18 protein-coding genes and 1 riboswitch are annotated in these 16,658 nt (G+C 29.8%); of the genes, 16 read left to right on the top strand and 2 right to left on the bottom strand.

Annotated features, from left to right (window positions below):
- Positions 1-160 precede the first annotated feature (160 nt).
- From BUB34_RS02655 to BUB34_RS02610, 10 genes are all read left to right on the top strand, one after another.
- Positions 161-523: a C-GCAxxG-C-C family (seleno)protein gene (locus tag BUB34_RS02655; RefSeq protein WP_073123966.1), complete on the top strand. Its 363-nt coding sequence runs from the start codon at positions 161-163 to the stop codon at positions 521-523.
- A 188-nt stretch (positions 524-711) separates the two neighbouring features.
- Positions 712-972, top strand: coding sequence for a TM1266 family iron-only hydrogenase system putative regulator (locus BUB34_RS02650; protein WP_073123964.1), 261 nt, complete (start codon positions 712-714; stop codon positions 970-972).
- Positions 969-2,012, top strand: a complete 1,044-nt coding sequence (hydE, locus tag BUB34_RS02645) for a [FeFe] hydrogenase H-cluster radical SAM maturase HydE (RefSeq protein ID WP_143153298.1) — start codon at positions 969-971, stop codon at positions 2,010-2,012. The genes BUB34_RS02650 and hydE overlap by 4 nt, the downstream gene beginning before the upstream one ends.
- Positions 2,013-2,064: 52 nt before the next feature.
- The gene (gene hydG, locus BUB34_RS02640; protein WP_073123962.1) at positions 2,065-3,480 is read left to right on the top strand and encodes a [FeFe] hydrogenase H-cluster radical SAM maturase HydG; all 1,416 of its coding nucleotides are present in this window, start codon (positions 2,065-2,067) and stop codon (positions 3,478-3,480) included.
- A gap of 9 nt (positions 3,481-3,489) precedes the next feature.
- Positions 3,490-4,689, top strand: a complete 1,200-nt coding sequence (gene hydF, locus BUB34_RS02635) for a [FeFe] hydrogenase H-cluster maturation GTPase HydF (RefSeq protein ID WP_073123960.1) — start codon at positions 3,490-3,492, stop codon at positions 4,687-4,689.
- 48 nt (positions 4,690-4,737) lie between these two features.
- A riboswitch (FMN riboswitch) is annotated at positions 4,738-4,853 on the top strand.
- Positions 4,854-5,042: 189 nt separating this feature from the next.
- Positions 5,043-6,113, top strand: a complete 1,071-nt coding sequence (gene ribD, locus BUB34_RS02630) for a bifunctional diaminohydroxyphosphoribosylaminopyrimidine deaminase/5-amino-6-(5-phosphoribosylamino)uracil reductase RibD (RefSeq protein WP_330392733.1) — start codon at positions 5,043-5,045, stop codon at positions 6,111-6,113.
- A 57-nt stretch (positions 6,114-6,170) separates the two neighbouring features.
- Positions 6,171-6,827 (top strand): riboflavin synthase, encoded by a 657-nt coding sequence (locus BUB34_RS02625; protein WP_073123956.1) that lies wholly within the window; start codon positions 6,171-6,173, stop codon positions 6,825-6,827.
- Between the two features lie 52 nt (positions 6,828-6,879).
- Positions 6,880-8,079: a bifunctional 3,4-dihydroxy-2-butanone-4-phosphate synthase/GTP cyclohydrolase II gene (locus BUB34_RS02620; RefSeq protein WP_073123954.1), complete on the top strand. Its 1,200-nt coding sequence runs from the start codon at positions 6,880-6,882 to the stop codon at positions 8,077-8,079.
- 71 nt (positions 8,080-8,150) lie between these two features.
- The gene (ribH, locus tag BUB34_RS02615) at positions 8,151-8,612 is read left to right on the top strand and encodes a 6,7-dimethyl-8-ribityllumazine synthase (protein WP_073123953.1); all 462 of its coding nucleotides are present in this window, start codon (positions 8,151-8,153) and stop codon (positions 8,610-8,612) included.
- Between the two features lie 229 nt (positions 8,613-8,841).
- Entirely contained in the window at positions 8,842-9,582 is a 741-nt protein-coding gene (locus BUB34_RS02610) for a YdcF family protein (protein WP_073123951.1), read from the top strand.
- 72 nt (positions 9,583-9,654) lie between these two features.
- Here BUB34_RS02610 and BUB34_RS02605 read toward each other — a convergent pair whose 3' ends face one another.
- Entirely contained in the window at positions 9,655-10,092 is a 438-nt protein-coding gene (locus BUB34_RS02605) for a hypothetical protein (RefSeq protein ID WP_073123949.1), read from the bottom strand.
- A 273-nt stretch (positions 10,093-10,365) separates the two neighbouring features.
- Between BUB34_RS02605 and BUB34_RS02600 the strand changes: the two genes are divergently transcribed.
- From BUB34_RS02600 to deoD, 6 genes are all read left to right on the top strand, one after another.
- Entirely contained in the window at positions 10,366-10,857 is a 492-nt protein-coding gene (locus BUB34_RS02600) for a hypothetical protein (protein WP_073123947.1), read from the top strand.
- Positions 10,858-11,146: 289 nt separating this feature from the next.
- Positions 11,147-11,872, top strand: coding sequence for a polysaccharide deacetylase family protein (locus BUB34_RS02595; RefSeq protein WP_073123945.1), 726 nt, complete (start codon positions 11,147-11,149; stop codon positions 11,870-11,872).
- A 109-nt stretch (positions 11,873-11,981) separates the two neighbouring features.
- Positions 11,982-13,292: a hypothetical protein gene (locus BUB34_RS02590; protein WP_073123943.1), complete on the top strand. Its 1,311-nt coding sequence runs from the start codon at positions 11,982-11,984 to the stop codon at positions 13,290-13,292.
- Complete coding sequence (locus BUB34_RS02585; protein ID WP_073123941.1) at positions 13,285-13,908, top strand: OmpA family protein; 624 nt, start codon at positions 13,285-13,287, stop codon at positions 13,906-13,908. Before BUB34_RS02590 ends, BUB34_RS02585 begins: the two co-directional genes overlap by 8 nt.
- Before the next feature lie 105 nt (positions 13,909-14,013).
- Positions 14,014-15,153 (top strand): ComEC/Rec2 family competence protein, encoded by a 1,140-nt coding sequence (locus BUB34_RS02580; protein WP_242948812.1) that lies wholly within the window; start codon positions 14,014-14,016, stop codon positions 15,151-15,153.
- Positions 15,154-15,222: 69 nt separating this feature from the next.
- Positions 15,223-15,939, top strand: coding sequence for a purine-nucleoside phosphorylase (deoD, locus tag BUB34_RS02575; RefSeq protein WP_073123939.1), 717 nt, complete (start codon positions 15,223-15,225; stop codon positions 15,937-15,939).
- 45 nt (positions 15,940-15,984) lie between these two features.
- On the opposite strand, the gene lexA is transcribed toward deoD, so the two are convergent.
- The gene (gene lexA, locus BUB34_RS02570) at positions 15,985-16,623 is read right to left on the bottom strand and encodes a transcriptional repressor LexA (protein ID WP_073123937.1); all 639 of its coding nucleotides are present in this window, start codon (positions 16,621-16,623) and stop codon (positions 15,985-15,987) included.
- Positions 16,624-16,658 lie beyond the last annotated feature (35 nt).

Here is a 16,658-nt window from a genome sequence, read left to right as displayed (position 1 = left end):
TATACTTATACTTGGTTTTATGTCTTTAAGTATTACTGGTTTAAATTTACAGTATTTGTGACAAAATCACAGATTTAAATATTTTAGTGAAGTAATATAACTTATGGAAATATATAAATAATATATATCAAAAATAAAGTTTAAGGGGATGAAGTAAGAAATGACAAAACCATCAATATATCATAGCCAAGGCTACAACTGCGCAGAGGCTATAATAAAATCATATAATGAAGAACACAATACAAATATACCAGTATCACTAGGAAGTGGTATGGGTGTTGGGATGACAGTTGGAAGTTTATGTGGGGCTGTAAATGGTGCGGCATTAGTAGTTGGGTATGTAAAGGGAAGAGATGATAACTCAAAACCTAATGATGCTAGAAAATATTCAAGAGAATTAATGAATAGAGTTAGAAATAAATATAATACAGAAATATGTTCAGAACTGAAAAAAAATAAGATAAGTTGTTCTGAGATAATAGACTTTTCATATGAAGCTCTTAATGAGTTGCTAGCAGATTAAAAAAATAGATTTGATATGGTTATAAATTAAATATAATTATAATAAAATTCTCTGAGATGTTTTTTATCTCAGGGATTTTTATATATCAAAACACACTATTAATAAATTAACATATGTTGACAATTAGAAATTTATATGCAAAAATATAATAAATTGACAGAATAATCTGAATAAAAAGGGGGATGCATATGGAAACAAGAGTTGCACTTATTGGGGTTATTGTTGAAAATAATGACTCAATTGATAAGTTAAATAGTATTTTGCATGAATACGGAGACTATATTATAGGTCGTATGGGAGTACCATATCGTAAGAAGGGGATTAACATTATTAGTATTGCAATAGATGCGCCACAAGATATGATAAATGCATTGTCAGGTAAAATAGGACGCCTAGATGGAATAAACAGTAAGATCGCATATTCTAATTACATAGGGTTAGATAAATGATAAAAGAATTAGTTGATAAGCTTCAAAGGGAAAAGATACTTTCAGTTGATGAGTTTAAAAAAATTCTAGAGACTGAAGATGTAAAATCAATTGGGTACTTACACGAAAAATCTAGGGATACTAGTCATAGTATTTATGGTCGTGATATATATATTCGAGGTTTAATCGAGTTTACAAACTACTGTAAAAACAATTGTTTGTACTGTGGTATTCGTCATAACAACAACAATATTGAGAGATATAGATTAACAAAAGAGGAAATACTTAATTGCACTGACATAGGGTACTCCTTAGGATTTAGAACTTTCGTGTTGCAAGGTGGAGAGGATCCTTACTTTAGTACTGACAAAATAGTAGATATTGTTAGTTCAATAAAGTCTTCTCACCCTGACTGTGCAATAACACTTTCTATAGGAGAAAAAAGTTATGAATCATATAAGGCATTTTTTGATGCAGGGGCAGATAGATATTTACTAAGGCATGAGACGGCAAATAAAAATCACTACAGCAAAATCCATCCCAAATCAATGTCTTTAAAAAAACGTCAACAATGCCTTTGGGATCTAAAAGAAATTGGTTATCAAGTAGGATGTGGATTTATGGTAGGATCCCCTTATCAAACACTCGATAATATTGTAGAGGATTTACTTTTTATTAAAGAACTTAACCCACATATGATAGGTATTGGCCCATTTATACCACACAAAGATACTCCATTTAAAAATCATTCACCGGGGACAATAGATTTAACATTAAAATTACTAAGTATAATTAGGCTAATGCTTCCAAATGTTCTTTTACCGTCTACAACGGCACTTGCAACAATTGATCCATGTGGTCGGGAAAGAGGAATTTTAGTAGGTGCAAATGTAGTTATGCCTAATTTGTCACCAGAAAGTGTTAGAGAAAAGTATACTTTGTATAACAATAAAGCTTGTTCTAAAGAAGAATCTGCAGAGTATAAATTTAATTTGGAACATAGCATTAAATATATAGGATACAATTTAACCGTTAATCGCGGTGACTACAAAATAATATAAATTTACTAATGGGAAAGATTATATCTGACCCAGAAGAAAGGGAGTTAAATAAATGTATAATCCAAAATCAATGAAGGCTGAAGAATTTATTAATCATGAGGAAATAATAGAATCATTAGCATATGCTGATGAAAACAAGGATAATTTACATCTTATTCGTCAAATCCTTGATAAAGCAAAGGAGCGTAAGGGTCTTAGCCACCGTGAAGCTTCTGTGCTTCTTGCCTGTGAAATCCCTGAAATTTTAAATGAAATTTATGATATGGCCCAACAAATAAAAAAAGATTTTTATGGAAACCGTATTGTAATGTTTGCACCTTTGTATCTTTCAAACTACTGCATAAATGAATGTGTATACTGTCCATACCATAAGCAAAACTCCAATATTACAAGAAAAAAACTTACACAAGATGAGATTCGTGAACAGGTAATAGCCCTTCAAGATATGGGACACAAACGTCTTGCCATTGAATGTGGAGAAGATCCAATTAATAGTCCTATTGAATATGTGCTAGAATCTATAAAAACTATATACTCTATAAAACATAAAAATGGAGCAATTCGCCGTGTTAATGTAAATATTGCAGCGACTACTGTAGAAAATTATAGAAAACTTAAAGAAGCAGAAATAGGAACGTACATCTTGTTTCAAGAAACCTACCATAAAAAAAGCTATGAAGAATTACATCCAAAAGGTCCTAAACACAATTACAACTATCATACAGAAGCTATGGACAGAGCTATGGAGGGTGGAATTGATGATGTAGGCTTGGGTGTATTGTTTGGACTGGAACTTTATAGATATGAATTTGCAGGTCTTCTTATGCATGCAGAGCATTTAGAAGCAGTTCATGGAGTTGGTCCTCACACAATAAGTCTACCTCGTATTAAGCATGCAGATGATATTGATCCAGATGTTTTTGACAACAGTATAAGCGATGAGATATTTGAGAAACTTTGTGCTTTAATACGCATCTGTGTACCCTATACTGGAATAATAATTTCTACTAGAGAAAGCAAGGAAGTTCGTGAAAAGATAATTCGTCTTGGTGTTTCTCAAATTAGTGGAGCATCTAGAACTAGTGTCGGTGGCTATGAAGAAGATCAACGTCCACATGATACTGAACAATTTGATGTATCTGACCAACGTAGTCTTGATGAGGTTGTAAGATGGTTAATGGAAATAGGATATATACCATCTTTTTGTACAGCATGCTATCGTGAGGGAAGAACAGGAGATAGATTTATGAGCCTTTGTAAGACTGGACAAATTCAAAACTGCTGCCATCCAAATGCTCTTATGACACTAAAAGAATTTTTAGAGGATTATGCAAGTGAGAAAACTAAAAAAGTAGGGGAAAAGATGATAGAAAGTGAATTAAATAATATACCAAAAGAAAAAGTTCGTAAAATATGTGAAAACAACCTAAAGGAAATTGAAAACGGTAAACGTGATTTTCGTTTTTAAGGATATATTATGTCAAATAATTTAAATCAAACCCCTAATTCTGATAGAGTTCATATTAGTTTTTTTGGAAAGACAAATGCCGGTAAATCTAGTCTTATCAATGTGCTAACTTCTCAAGAAGTATCTATTGTATCACCTATAAAGGGAACAACGACTGATCCTGTAAAAAAGGCTATGGAGTTATTACCCTTAGGTCCTGTTATAATTATAGATACTCCTGGGATTGATGATAAAGGTTTAGTAGGAGACCTACGTGTTAAAAAGGCAAAGCAAGTTTTAGGCAAAACAGACATAGCTGTTTTAGTAGTAGATAGTAGCGAGGGTTATACTGATATTGATGATGATTTGGTCAAATTATTTAAAGAAAAGTCTATTCCACATTTAGTTGTGTACAATAAAAGCGATCTAAAAACTATTGATAATTTAAATGATAATGAAATAGCAGTTAGTGCAACCCTAAATTTAAATATCAATAAGTTAAAGGATAAAATTATTTTATTAGCTAAGGCAGAAAAAAACAATAACAAAATAATAGGTGATAAACTATCGAAATCTGACATAGTAGTTCTTGTGACTCCTATTGATTTATCAGCACCTAAGGGACGCATGATACTGCCACAAGTACAGACAATTAGAGATATTATAGATTCAAATTCAATATGCGTAGTTACTCAACCTGAACAATTAAACGATGTACTTTTATCACTTAAAGAAGATCCTAAAATGGTCATAACAGATAGTCAAGTATTTTCTAAGGTAAAAGATATTGTGCCTGAAACAGTTTTATTAACTTCCTTCTCGATAATTTTTGCAAGGTATAAAGGAATATTAAACACAGTAGCTAGTGGGGCTAAAAATATCGAGAAATTAAATGATGGAGATACTGTCTTGATATGTGAGGGATGTTCTCATCACCGTCAATGCGACGATATAGGAAGGGTCAAATTACCAAACTGGATAAAGAAACACACTGGGAAAAATTTAAAATTTGAATTTACATCTGGTGGGGACTTTAAAGATGATTTAGAAAAATATAGTTTGATTGTTCATTGTGGTGGGTGTATGTTAAATGAACGTGAGGTTATACATCGTCAAAATTGCGCTATAGATCAGAACATTCCTTTTACTAACTACGGTATTATTATTGCCTATATGAACGGTATTTTGAAAAGGAGTCTTAAAATATTAACTGATATTAACGATAAATAGTATTGACATTTCTTATAAAGATAACTATTATTTAAGTATAAACTTAATATAAGTCTTCAGGGCAGGGTGAAATTCCCTACCGGCGGTAAAGCCCGCGAGCCTAAATGGCATGATTCGGTTAGATTCCGAAGCCGACAGTACAGTCTGGATGAAAGAAGATATTTGATATATGTAAATTTAGTGTAGTTATTTTATATGTCTAATCAAGCTCTGGAATATTTTTATTTCAGAGCTTTTTATTATCTATTTATAACTATAAAAAATATAGTATTATTTTCATCCAAGAGCCCTGAGTTATCTATGACTTAGGGCTTTTAAAAATAAGGTGGTGAGATAGGTTGGAAGAATTCTATATGAAACTAGCGCTTGACTTAGCGAAAAAAGGTATTGGCTTGGTAAACCCTAATCCTATGGTTGGAGCTGTAATAGTAAAAGATAATAAGATAATAGGAAAGGGATATCATGAGAAATATGGCCAAAATCATGCAGAAGTAAATGCAATAAAAAGTGCTACAGAAAGTATTGAGGGTTCAACTATGTATGTAACTTTAGAGCCGTGTTCACATTATGGAAATACTCCACCATGTGTAGACAGGATTATAAAAAATAAAATATCAAAAGTTGTTATAGCATCGCATGATCCTAATCCTTTGGTATCTGGAAGAGGTATCAAAAAACTTAGAGAAAATGGGATAGAAGTGGTTACGGGGATTTTAGATGATGAAAATAAACGCCTAAATGAAGTTTTTATGAAGTACATAATAGAAAAAATACCTTTTGTAGTTATGAAAATTGCAATGTCACTAGACGGGAAAATATGTACAGCTTCAGGACATTCAAAATGGATAAGTTGTGATAAATCAAGAGATGAAGTTCATAAATTAAGAGGCAATCTTAGTGCTATATTAGTTGGCGTAAACACAGTGATAAAAGACAATCCTAAGCTTACTTGTAGAATTGAGGGCGGAAAAAATCCAATAAGGATAATAACCGATAGTACCCTTAGGATTCCTTTGGAATCTAATGTTATAAATGACAATCAGTCTAGAACAATTATAGTGACTACTGATAGGGCAGATCACAAAAAAGCAGAAGAACTAAAAGATAGAGGAATTGAACTATTGTTTACAAACTCAAAAGAAAACAGAGTTGATTTAAAAGATATGATTAGAAAGCTTGGAGAATTAAAGATAGATAGTATCCTTTTAGAAGGTGGATCACAACTTAATTTTTCCGCTTTAAATGAGGGAATAGTTGATAAGGTTCAATTTTATATTGCTCCTAAAATAATAGGCGGTGTAAATTCAAAAACTCCAATAGGAGGGCTTGGAATAGATAAGCTATCAGACTGCTTTAAACTAAAAAATATGATTACCTCAAATATAGGAGAAGATGTACTTATTGAGGGATATATAGACAAGTAAATCTAAATTAGAATTTTTACTTTATAAATTCAACAGGTAAGTTAAGGGGGTGGGATTTTGTTCACAGGAATAATAGAGGAGATAGGAACTATTAAAAATATAAAAAAAGGTGATAATTCTTCTAGCTTCACGATAAGGGCAAATAAGGTACTGGAAGATACTAAAGTAGGAGATAGCATATGTACAAATGGTGTATGTTTGACTGTTAAGAATATATACAAAGAAACTTTTGAGGCTGATATAATGGCTGAGACTTTAAGAGTAAGTAATTTAGGTAGTCTCAAAATTGGAAGTAGAGTAAATCTAGAAAGAGCTTTAAGTCTAAACACTAGGCTTGGAGGACATATGGTAAGTGGACATATAGATGGATTAGGGCAAATAATTCTAATGCAAAGGGAGGATATAGCAGTTGTTTTAACAATAAGACCTCAAAAAGATATATTAAAATACATTATCTACAAAGGTTCTGTTGCAATTGATGGGATAAGTTTGACAGTTTCTTATGTTGATGATGAAGTATTCAAAGTATCTATAATACCTCATACTGGTGAGGAAACTATATTACTCTCTAAAACAATAGGAGAAAATGTAAATATTGAATGTGATTTAGTTGGTAAGTACATAGAACGTCTTTTAGGCTTTAAAAGTAAAGAAGATGGAGTTAAAAAGACATCCTTGACAGAAGACTTTCTAAAGGAAAATGGATTTTTATAAGTCGAAATATAAACAAAATTTAAAATTTTACACAGAGGGGGAAACAAAAATTATGTTTGAATTTAACAAAATAGAAGATGCTATAAAAGATATTAGGGATGGAAAGATGGTAATAGTAATAGACGATCCTGATAGAGAAAATGAAGGCGATTTAGTAATAGCTGCTGATAAAGTTACACCAGAAGCTGTAAACTTTATGGCAAAATACGCAAGAGGACTTATATGCGCACCTATGACAAAGGAGCTTCTTAGTAGCTTAAATATAGGTCAAATGGTAGATAATAATACAGACAATCATGAAACAGCTTTTACAGTATCTATAGATCATGTAGATACAACTACAGGTATATCGGCTTTTGAAAGAGCACATACTGTTAAAAAACTACTAGATAGCAACTCAAAAGCAGATGATTTTAGAAGACCAGGACATATTTTCCCACTAGTAGCTAGAGAGGGAGGAGTATTAGTTAGAAAAGGTCACACTGAAGCTTCTGTTGATTTATCAAGACTAGCAGGTCTTAAACCTGGTGGAGTTATCTGTGAAATAATGAATGATGATGGAACAATGGCTAGAACACCAGAACTTATAGAATTTGCAAAAAAATACAATTTAAAAATAATAACTATAGAAGATTTAATTGAATATAGAAAAGCAAATGAAAAGTTAGTTGAGAGGGTTGCAAAAGTAAAAATGCCTACAAAGTATGGAGATTTTGATATGTATGGATTTATAGACAAAATTACTGGACAAGAAAATATAGCTTTGGTTAAAGGTGATTTAAGTGGAGATGAACCAGTACTTACTAGAATACATTCAGAGTGCCTAACAGGAGATGTTTTAGGATCAAAGAGATGTGACTGTGGAGATCAGTATGCTAGGGCAATGAGAGAAATTGAAAAAGAGGGTAGAGGCATACTTTTATATATGAGACAGGAAGGTAGAGGTATAGGCCTTATGAATAAGTTAAAAGCATATGCACTTCAAGATACAGGTCTTGATACTGTAGAGGCAAATTTAGAACTTGGATTTGATGCAGATATGAGGGAATATAGTATGGCGGCTCAAATGCTTAAAGATCTAGGAGTGAGAAAAATCAATTTGATGACAAATAATCCTGAAAAGATACTTGGTTTAAGCAATTATGGAATTGAAATAATTCAAAGGGTTTCTATTGAGATAGATCACAATGAAGTAAATGAGTTTTACTTAAAAACTAAAAAAGAGAAGATGCAACATATGTTAACTTGCTAAGAATAATAAATTTACTAAAAATAATAAATTATATACTTATAATATGATAATAAAAAAGGGAGAGATAAAATATGAAAATATTAGAAGGAAACTTAGTAGCAGATGGTGCAAAAATAGGAATAGTAGCAGCTAGATTTAATGAATTTATTGTTTCAAAATTAGTAGGAGGGTCATTAGATGCTCTAAAGAGACATGGAGTAGAAGAAGATAATATAGATGTAGCATGGGTACCGGGCGCATTTGAGATACCTCTAGTGGCTAAAAAGATGGCAGTTAGTAAAAAATATGATGCTGTGATCTGTCTAGGGGCAGTTATAAAGGGAGCAACTCCGCACTTTGATTATGTATGTGCAGAAGTATCAAAAGGAGTGGCAACAGTATCTTTAAACTCCGATATACCTGTTATATTTGGAGTTGTAACTACTGATACAATAGAACAAGCTATAGAAAGAGCTGGAACTAAAGCTGGAAACAAAGGTTATGATGCAGCAGTTACTGCTATAGAAATGGTTAATTTACTAAAAGAGTTTTAGGATAAAAAAATTTACTTATTTTGTATAAAAATGTTTTAAACTAAATTACCCGGGTATTAATATACTATCCCAATATCCCATAAATATTATACATCCCCCCTGATGTAGATATTTAACTTTTAAACAACATAGAGAGACTGTTTATAATTTCCCCATTTTATAAACAGTCTCTTTTGTATTATACTTATATATAAGAACAAACCATAATTATATAGATAGGAAGGTTTTTATGAAAAAGAATATAGATTTAATGATAGCTAGTGTGTTTATAATATATTATTTTTATTTAAGGCTGTTTTTTGGAGGCATATCCTTTGATGAAATTTTCCTGATTTTTGGGATAGTACTAATTATTTACCATAAAATAAAGGAAAAAATAAATAGGAAACTCTATAGATTTTTAAAGTTATCGTTTACTACTTTGTTGACGGTATTTTTAATACTAGAATCTGTATTTATTTTTTATCCCAAAAGAAATATTAAAGATGACTGTGATTATTTAATTGTACTTGGAGCTGCTGTAAAAAATAATACACCAAGCCTAACATTAAAGGGAAGGTTAGATAGCACCATAGAGTATATAAACAAAACAAACGACGACTGTTATATAGTTGTATCTGGTGGAAAAGGAAGCGGAGAAAATGTATCGGAAGCTTTTGCTATGAAGGAGTACTTAATAAATAATGGAATTAATAGAAATATAATAATCGAAGAAAATATGTCTAAAAATACATATGAGAATTTTAAATTCTCTAAAAAAATGATAGAAAATCATTCAAAAAAAGAGATTCAAGACTTAAATATAAAGGTTGTGACTACAGATTTTCATGCCTTTAGAAGTAGTATATTAGCCAAAAAAAATAGATTTACTAGTGCTACATTCTACACTAGTAAATCTAAAGCATCATTTGTACCTGTATATTATATTAGAGAATTTTTTGCATTTACAAAAATGTTAATATTGTGGTAAAGGTATTAATACTTTATGATATATGTCCCTGTAACTTATAATTAGTTTCAGGGATTTTGTTTTATATTTGTTTTATATTATGTTTATAGATATATTGTTATGTACTTTATTATCATAGCTATAGAAATCTTCTATTAAATAATAGATACTATTTTTTATAAAAAATATGTCATTATTGCTTAATTCATTAGGAATGTTTTCGCTAATTAAATTTTCTCTATTCACCAATAAACTTAGTTTAGATTTTTCTTGGACTAAATCTATACTTAATAGGTTTGTATTATTCTTTTCAAGTTTTTTAAAATTATTTTTGATTGTCATTAGAATAGAATCAATAGATACGTGTTTCAAAGAATTATCTTTTTCATAATTACATTCTTCACAATACTGATATAAAGATTTAGATTTAGATACTAAGCTATTTAGATTTGAACTTCCACATTTAGGACATCTGATTTCCCTAGACCAGAATCCCTCTTCATTTACTATGATATCGTTTGCATTTGCCATATTATTTCCCCCATTTACAATATTTTTAAAATAAATATAATAAAATTTACCTCTACCTACCTCTATTAATATTATAACATCAGCATATATAAAAAAATAATTGTAAATTATGGTAGATAATCTCATCCCTTAGATAAAAAGAAATATGTCGTTTATTTGTGTATATAGAGTTATTTTGTAACACTTTAGGTATACTTCCATATAATGATATCAATAAGAGATTTAAATAAATGAAAATAAGTCTCAAATAATATAATTTAAAGGGTGATTTGAATGCAATATTGGAATAAGGGGAAAACTTGTAAATATAACCACCATAAATGTAATAATAAATTTAGCAATAAGTCCAAAAATAAGTGCTTTAATAAAAACTGTAATTGTTTTAATCCTAATTGCAAAAAGTATGAAGAAATTGCAAATGAAAAATGTCAAAAGGCTTGTTGTTTAAGTCAAAAGGCTAATCAAGTTGCTAATGAGGCAAGTGAATCAGACAGAAGAGCTAAGTGCCTTAAAGAGAAATATAATGAAGAAGTAAATAGGGCTAAAGACCTTTGGTGTGAACATAAAAAACTATCTGATATGAGTGAAAACTTGATGGATGAAGCTAAAGAGTGTTTAAATAAAGCAGCTGATTGCTACGAAAATCACTATACAAATCATTGTGGATGCAATATGAACTATTTAGAATGTGACCAAAAAAATTACTGTAACTGTAATTGTGATAATTCTGTTTACAAATGTGTTTGCTATAAATGTAATAGTTAAAAAAATATTGTTAGAATATATTGTTAAAATATAGTGTTAATTCACTAAATATAGACAAATAAAATATTATTGACGGGTTTTTTATAAAATTTGTTAAAATCAGTCAATAATATTTTATTTTAATTTTTAAAAACAACAAGGAATTGTTAGTATATAGTGAGAATTAATTAAATACAAAATAATAAATTTAAACACAACGATGAAATTGTTTTTGTTCACAAATCGAAGCTTCTTGGGCCAAGAATTTCTATGTGTTATCTAAATAATTTAAAGAGGGAGAAAATTTCATATGAGAAAATTCTTTATAGCAATACCTATGATGATAATAGTAGGATTTATGGCTACTGGCTGTAGCCAGCAAAGTGTATCAAAAGAAAAGGAAGTATCTAAAAGTAGTGTTTTATCACAAAGTAGTGATAAGAGTGTAAAAGAAGTGGTATACGAAATGGATGACATATTAATAAAGTATCCTCAAATAGAGTTAAAGGATAATAAAGATAAAAGTAAAAAGATAAACACTATAATAAAAGATGACATATCTAATATAAAGAAACACTATACTTCTGATTCTAAAGATTTTACATTAGAAGTTAATTATGAAATAAAACTTCTAAATGATAACATGATATCTATACTGTATAAGGGATATTATAATAATTCAAACAATGCATATCCGACTAGCTTTGCTTGTACAACTAATATAGACTTAGAAAAAGAGTCTAAAATAAGACTTAAAGACTATGAGGATGTAGATATAGTTACTCAAGTATTACTAAGTGATGATAAGTACGAATTAAAAACAAAGGATAAAAACTTAGCTAAGGTACAAAAGGATTATATAAAACAAAAGGATGAAGCATGGATAAAAGATTCATTATTAAAAGCCGATTTTTCTAACAATAATGGAGAGTTTGTATATCCTGAAGTATTTAGTTATAGAGATAAAAATTCTTTAACTCTTATAATTCCTATACAACATGCACTTGGTGATTATATGGAAATTACTATAAAATAAAAGTAAAGTAGCCTGTTAAATTTAACTAGGCTACTTTTATTTTGTATTTTATTAGCAACTAGTACATATAAATTTATTGATAAATAAATTATAAGGCAGGGTGATGATAATGAGTAATATAAGTTCTAATTTAATTAGTTCAATATTTACAAACTCCATAACAGTAATATTTTTAATTGCGATAACTCTATATATGTTGGTAAGAATTTTAGAAAATAGAAATTTATACAATTTCATAAATACCGAGTTAATAGAGTTAAATAGCAATTACAAAAATAGCAAACTATACATAAACGCTAAAAGTAAGTACAGTGTATATCAACAGGAAAATCCTTACTTAGAAATTAATATGACTTCCTTTATTGAAGAGGTGGCTTCAGATTTTAGACATAAAAATAAGCCTATGATAGAGGAAATAAGAAGTATAAAAGGATCATCTTCAACATGTATATTATTAGGGGTGTTAGGTACATTTGTAGGACTTTCTATGATGCTCTTAAATGTAGATACTAAAAATATTATAGACTCTCTACCAAGTACAATAAGTAGTATGCAAACTGCATTCACGACTAGTATATTTGGTATAATTTGTTCAATGATAATAAATTTCTCAACAAAAATTAATAATTGCGAGCATGTAATGGTACAAATTATGCTAAAACTTGAAAATTTAATAACTTCAGATGTCACACATGTTAAATCAGAACGTGTTGATTCAAAAATAGAAGAAGTGAAAAATACTATAAAACAGATAAGTAAATCTATTGAAGCTATAGAAAGATTTGATAAAATATCTAAGGATTTAACTGAATTTAACGAGGAATTTATAGGTGGAATAGAAGTTTTAAAGGGATTACTAGAAGGATCTCAAAACTCTATTAAAACATTTGATCAAAATATAAGAAAGCTAGATAAACAATTCAATATTTTAAATATAAAATTTAATAGATTATTTGAGAATTACGATAAGCAAGAGGATATAAATAAGGAAATTCTTCTCGATATAAAAGAGTCTGCAAAATCAATCTATGATTTAACAGAAAATCAATATAGAGTTAGTGAATATATGAGAAATCTAAGTGCAACTTTTGGATTATATGAAAGAAGTGCACAGGATTTACTATTAAAGCTAGTGGATAGAGAGGATAATATAATAGATAACCAAAGAGATATTTACGACAGAAAGATAAGCCTAGAAGAAGACTTAAACAATCTTAGTAATATAATATCAAATGCATCAAAGGATATAGAGGATAAACTAGATATGATGTTTAATTACCTTGATTTATATAAAGAAGCTTCAGGTATATCTTCAATAAAAGATAAAAATTATATAGTACCTTCTAATGAAGAAATTTATGAAATAGAAAAAGAATACTCAATTATAAAAGATATAGATGAGGATGATTTAAATGATTAATAAATATAGAAGAACTATAAATAAGGAATCTGAACAAAGTGGTTTCTGGCCTACATTTACAGATTTAATATCAACGGTGTTGATGGTTGTAATACTAATTTTATTTAGTTCAGAGAGTATAGCAGGATCAGTTGAAAAGGACCTAGCCAAAAATGTAAATATCTCAGTAAAGGAAACACTAGATAAAAATAAAATTCCAGTTGAGGTAGATAAAAACACTGGTGAGATAACATTTGGAGAAAAAACTATGTTTGATGTAGATAGTTCAGAATTAAAGCCGGAAGCTAAAGAAATACTAAAGACTTTTATCCCTAAGTATGTAGAAACTATTTACAAGGATTACGGTAAAAATATATCCAAAATAGTTATAGAAGGACATACAGACGATGTGGGAACTTATTTATACAACCTTGATTTATCTCAAAGAAGAGCATACAGTGTTGCACAGTATATGGTTGGAGATGAAATAGGAGATTATAAATACAAAGATAAGTTAAGAAAAGACATAATAGCTGTTGGGAGATCACAAGCTGAGCTTATAAAAGAAAGTAATGGAGAGGTAAATAGAGATGCATCTAGAAGAGTAGAGATAAAGTATGAGATTAAAATAGACTAAATTAGATAAATATGTTAGCTTGTTAAAATAAATGTAGATAAAGGTAAAAAATTGTTATATTCCCTCTATGATGATATAATTGATATTGTTATGGAGGGAATATTTATGCATAAAAAAATCACCAAATTTAAAAGTTTATTGACATTACTTTTGGTATCGACTTCATTGTTTTTAAATGGGTGTAATAACACTGAAAATCCAAAACAAGTTACCTCAAAAGAAAACATTGAATCTGAGAGTATTTCTAATTCGCAAGTTTCTAGCTTGAATAACGCTGAAATACACTTTATAGATACAGGAAATAGTGATGCAATACTAATTAAAGAAGGAGAAACCTTCACACTAATAGATGGGGGAGACAATGATGATGAAGCTTCTATGGTAAGATATTTAAATAATCAGGGTGTAAAGAATATCAAATATCTTATATCTACTCATGCACATGCAGATCATTTAGGTGGATTAGATGCGGTAGTAAAAAACTTTGCGGTTGAAAATGCATTCGTATCTAATGGATCAGCAGATTCTAAAAGCTATAGAGACTTTATAAATGCTTTGTCAGACAAAGGCCTATCTCCAAGTGTACCACTAGAAAATAATAAATTTTTCTTAGAAAACTCTTATTTTGAGGTTTTAAACACTAATGGTGGAAGTACAACCAATGAACAATCTTTAGTCTTACTTTTTACCAATAAAAATGATAAAATATTATTTACAGGAGACGCAGAAGCAGGAACAGAAAAAGAAATTATGCCTAAACTTTGTGATATAGACCTTTTAAAAGTAGGTCATCATGGCTCTCGTAGTAGTTCAACAGATGAACTCTTACAAAAAACAACTCCTGAATATGCTGTAATTCAAGTAGGAAAGGGTAACTCCTATGGACACCCACATAAAGAGACCATGGATAAGTTAAAAAGACTAGGAATAGAAGTACATAGAAATGATGAATGTTCTGATATAATATTTATCTCAACTGGCGATGGAGTCTCAACAAACTGTAAAGCGGGAAGTTACACTCCAGGTAAAAGAGAAAGTAGCAACTCAGATATTCAAAATAACGACCAGCAAATTAATAATCAGCAAAGTGGTCAAAATGATGAAATAGTGTATTACACTCCTAAAGGAAAAAGTTATCATTCAAGAAGAGATTGTAGTGCACTTATTAGAAGTAAAACTATCCTCTCAGGAACAATAAAAGAAAGTAATAAACTCGATCCATGCGATAGATGTTATGGAAAATAATAATTAAGGGGATACTATTTTAAGTTAAGTTAAATTAAATAAATAGATTATAGTAAGGAGATTTATAATATGAGTAAAACACCAACACCACATAATAATGCAAAAGTAGGAGATATAGCAGAAACAATACTACTTCCAGGAGATCCTTTAAGAGCTAAATTTATAGCAGAAAACTTTTTAGAAGATGTAGTTCAGTACAATACTGTTAGAGGTATGCTTGGATATACAGGTTATTATAAAGGAAAGAAAATATCAGTTCAAGGGTCTGGAATGGGTATGCCATCTATGGGAATATACTCTTATGAGCTTATACATTTTTATGGAGTTAAAAACCTTATCAGAGTAGGTTCTGCAGGTGCAATAAGTGACAAATTAAAAATGCTTGATGTAGTAATAGGAATGGGTGCATGCACAGATTCAAACTATGCACATCAATATAACTTACCAGGAACATTTGCTCCAACAGCAAGCTACACTTTATTAGAGAGCGCTGTTAATGTAGCTAGAGAACAAGGAGTAGAAGTAACTGTAGGTAATATATTATCTAGCGATATATTCTATGGAGATGAAGGTTTAGAAAGTTATAAGAGATGGAAAAAAATGGGAGTTCTATGCACAGAAATGGAATCAGCTGCTTTATATATGAATGCTGCAAGAGCAGGAGTTAATGCATTGAGTATACTTACAATATCAGATTGTATTTTTACAGGAGAAGAATGCTCAGCACAAGAAAGACAAGAAACATTTACAAAGATGATGGAGATAGCTTTAAACGTAGTAAAATAAATCGTTATAAATAAAAAAGATATGGAAATCCATATCTTTTTTTATTTACTTTATTACTCTGAATACACCTGTAACAACACCTATGATTTCAACATTTCGAGCATCTAATATCATAGGACTCATAAAATCATTTTCAGGTTGTAACCTTATAGTATTGTCTTCTTCTTTAAAAAATCTCTTTACAGTAGCAGCTTCTCCATTTATAAGGGCGACAACTATTTGAGAGTTTGAAGCTGTATTTTTCTTATCAACTATAACATAATCTTTATCTAAAATACCTGCTTTTATCATACTTTCACCTTTGACTTTTAATACAAAGTTGTTAGTACCTTTTACTATACTAGCTGGAAGGGGAATATATTCTTCTATATTCTGTTCTGCTAATATAGGTTCTCCAGCAGTTATTTGGCCTACTAAAGGTAGATTTAATATTTCTTGGTTTATTCCAGAAACACTATTAGAGTTACCTCCATCCAGAACTTCAATAGCTCTAGGTTTAGTAGGGTCCTTTCTTATATATCCTAGTTTTTCTAGCTTATTTAGATGAGAATGGACAGTAGATGTAGATTTTAATCCTACGGCATCACAAATCTCCCTTACAGCAGGTGGGTATCCTTTTTCAATAATTTGAGACTTTATAAATTCTAATATTAAAACTTGTTTATCAGTTAAATCTAAATACATAAAATCACTCATTTCCAAACTTAATTTAGCTTAAT

It is taken from the genome of Asaccharospora irregularis DSM 2635, from assembly GCF_900129815.1.
GTDB classification, from domain to species: domain Bacteria; phylum Bacillota; class Clostridia; order Peptostreptococcales; family Peptostreptococcaceae; genus Asaccharospora; species Asaccharospora irregularis.
Note: the sequence above shows the minus strand (reverse complement) of the source record. Positions and strands in the feature narration are given on the sequence as shown.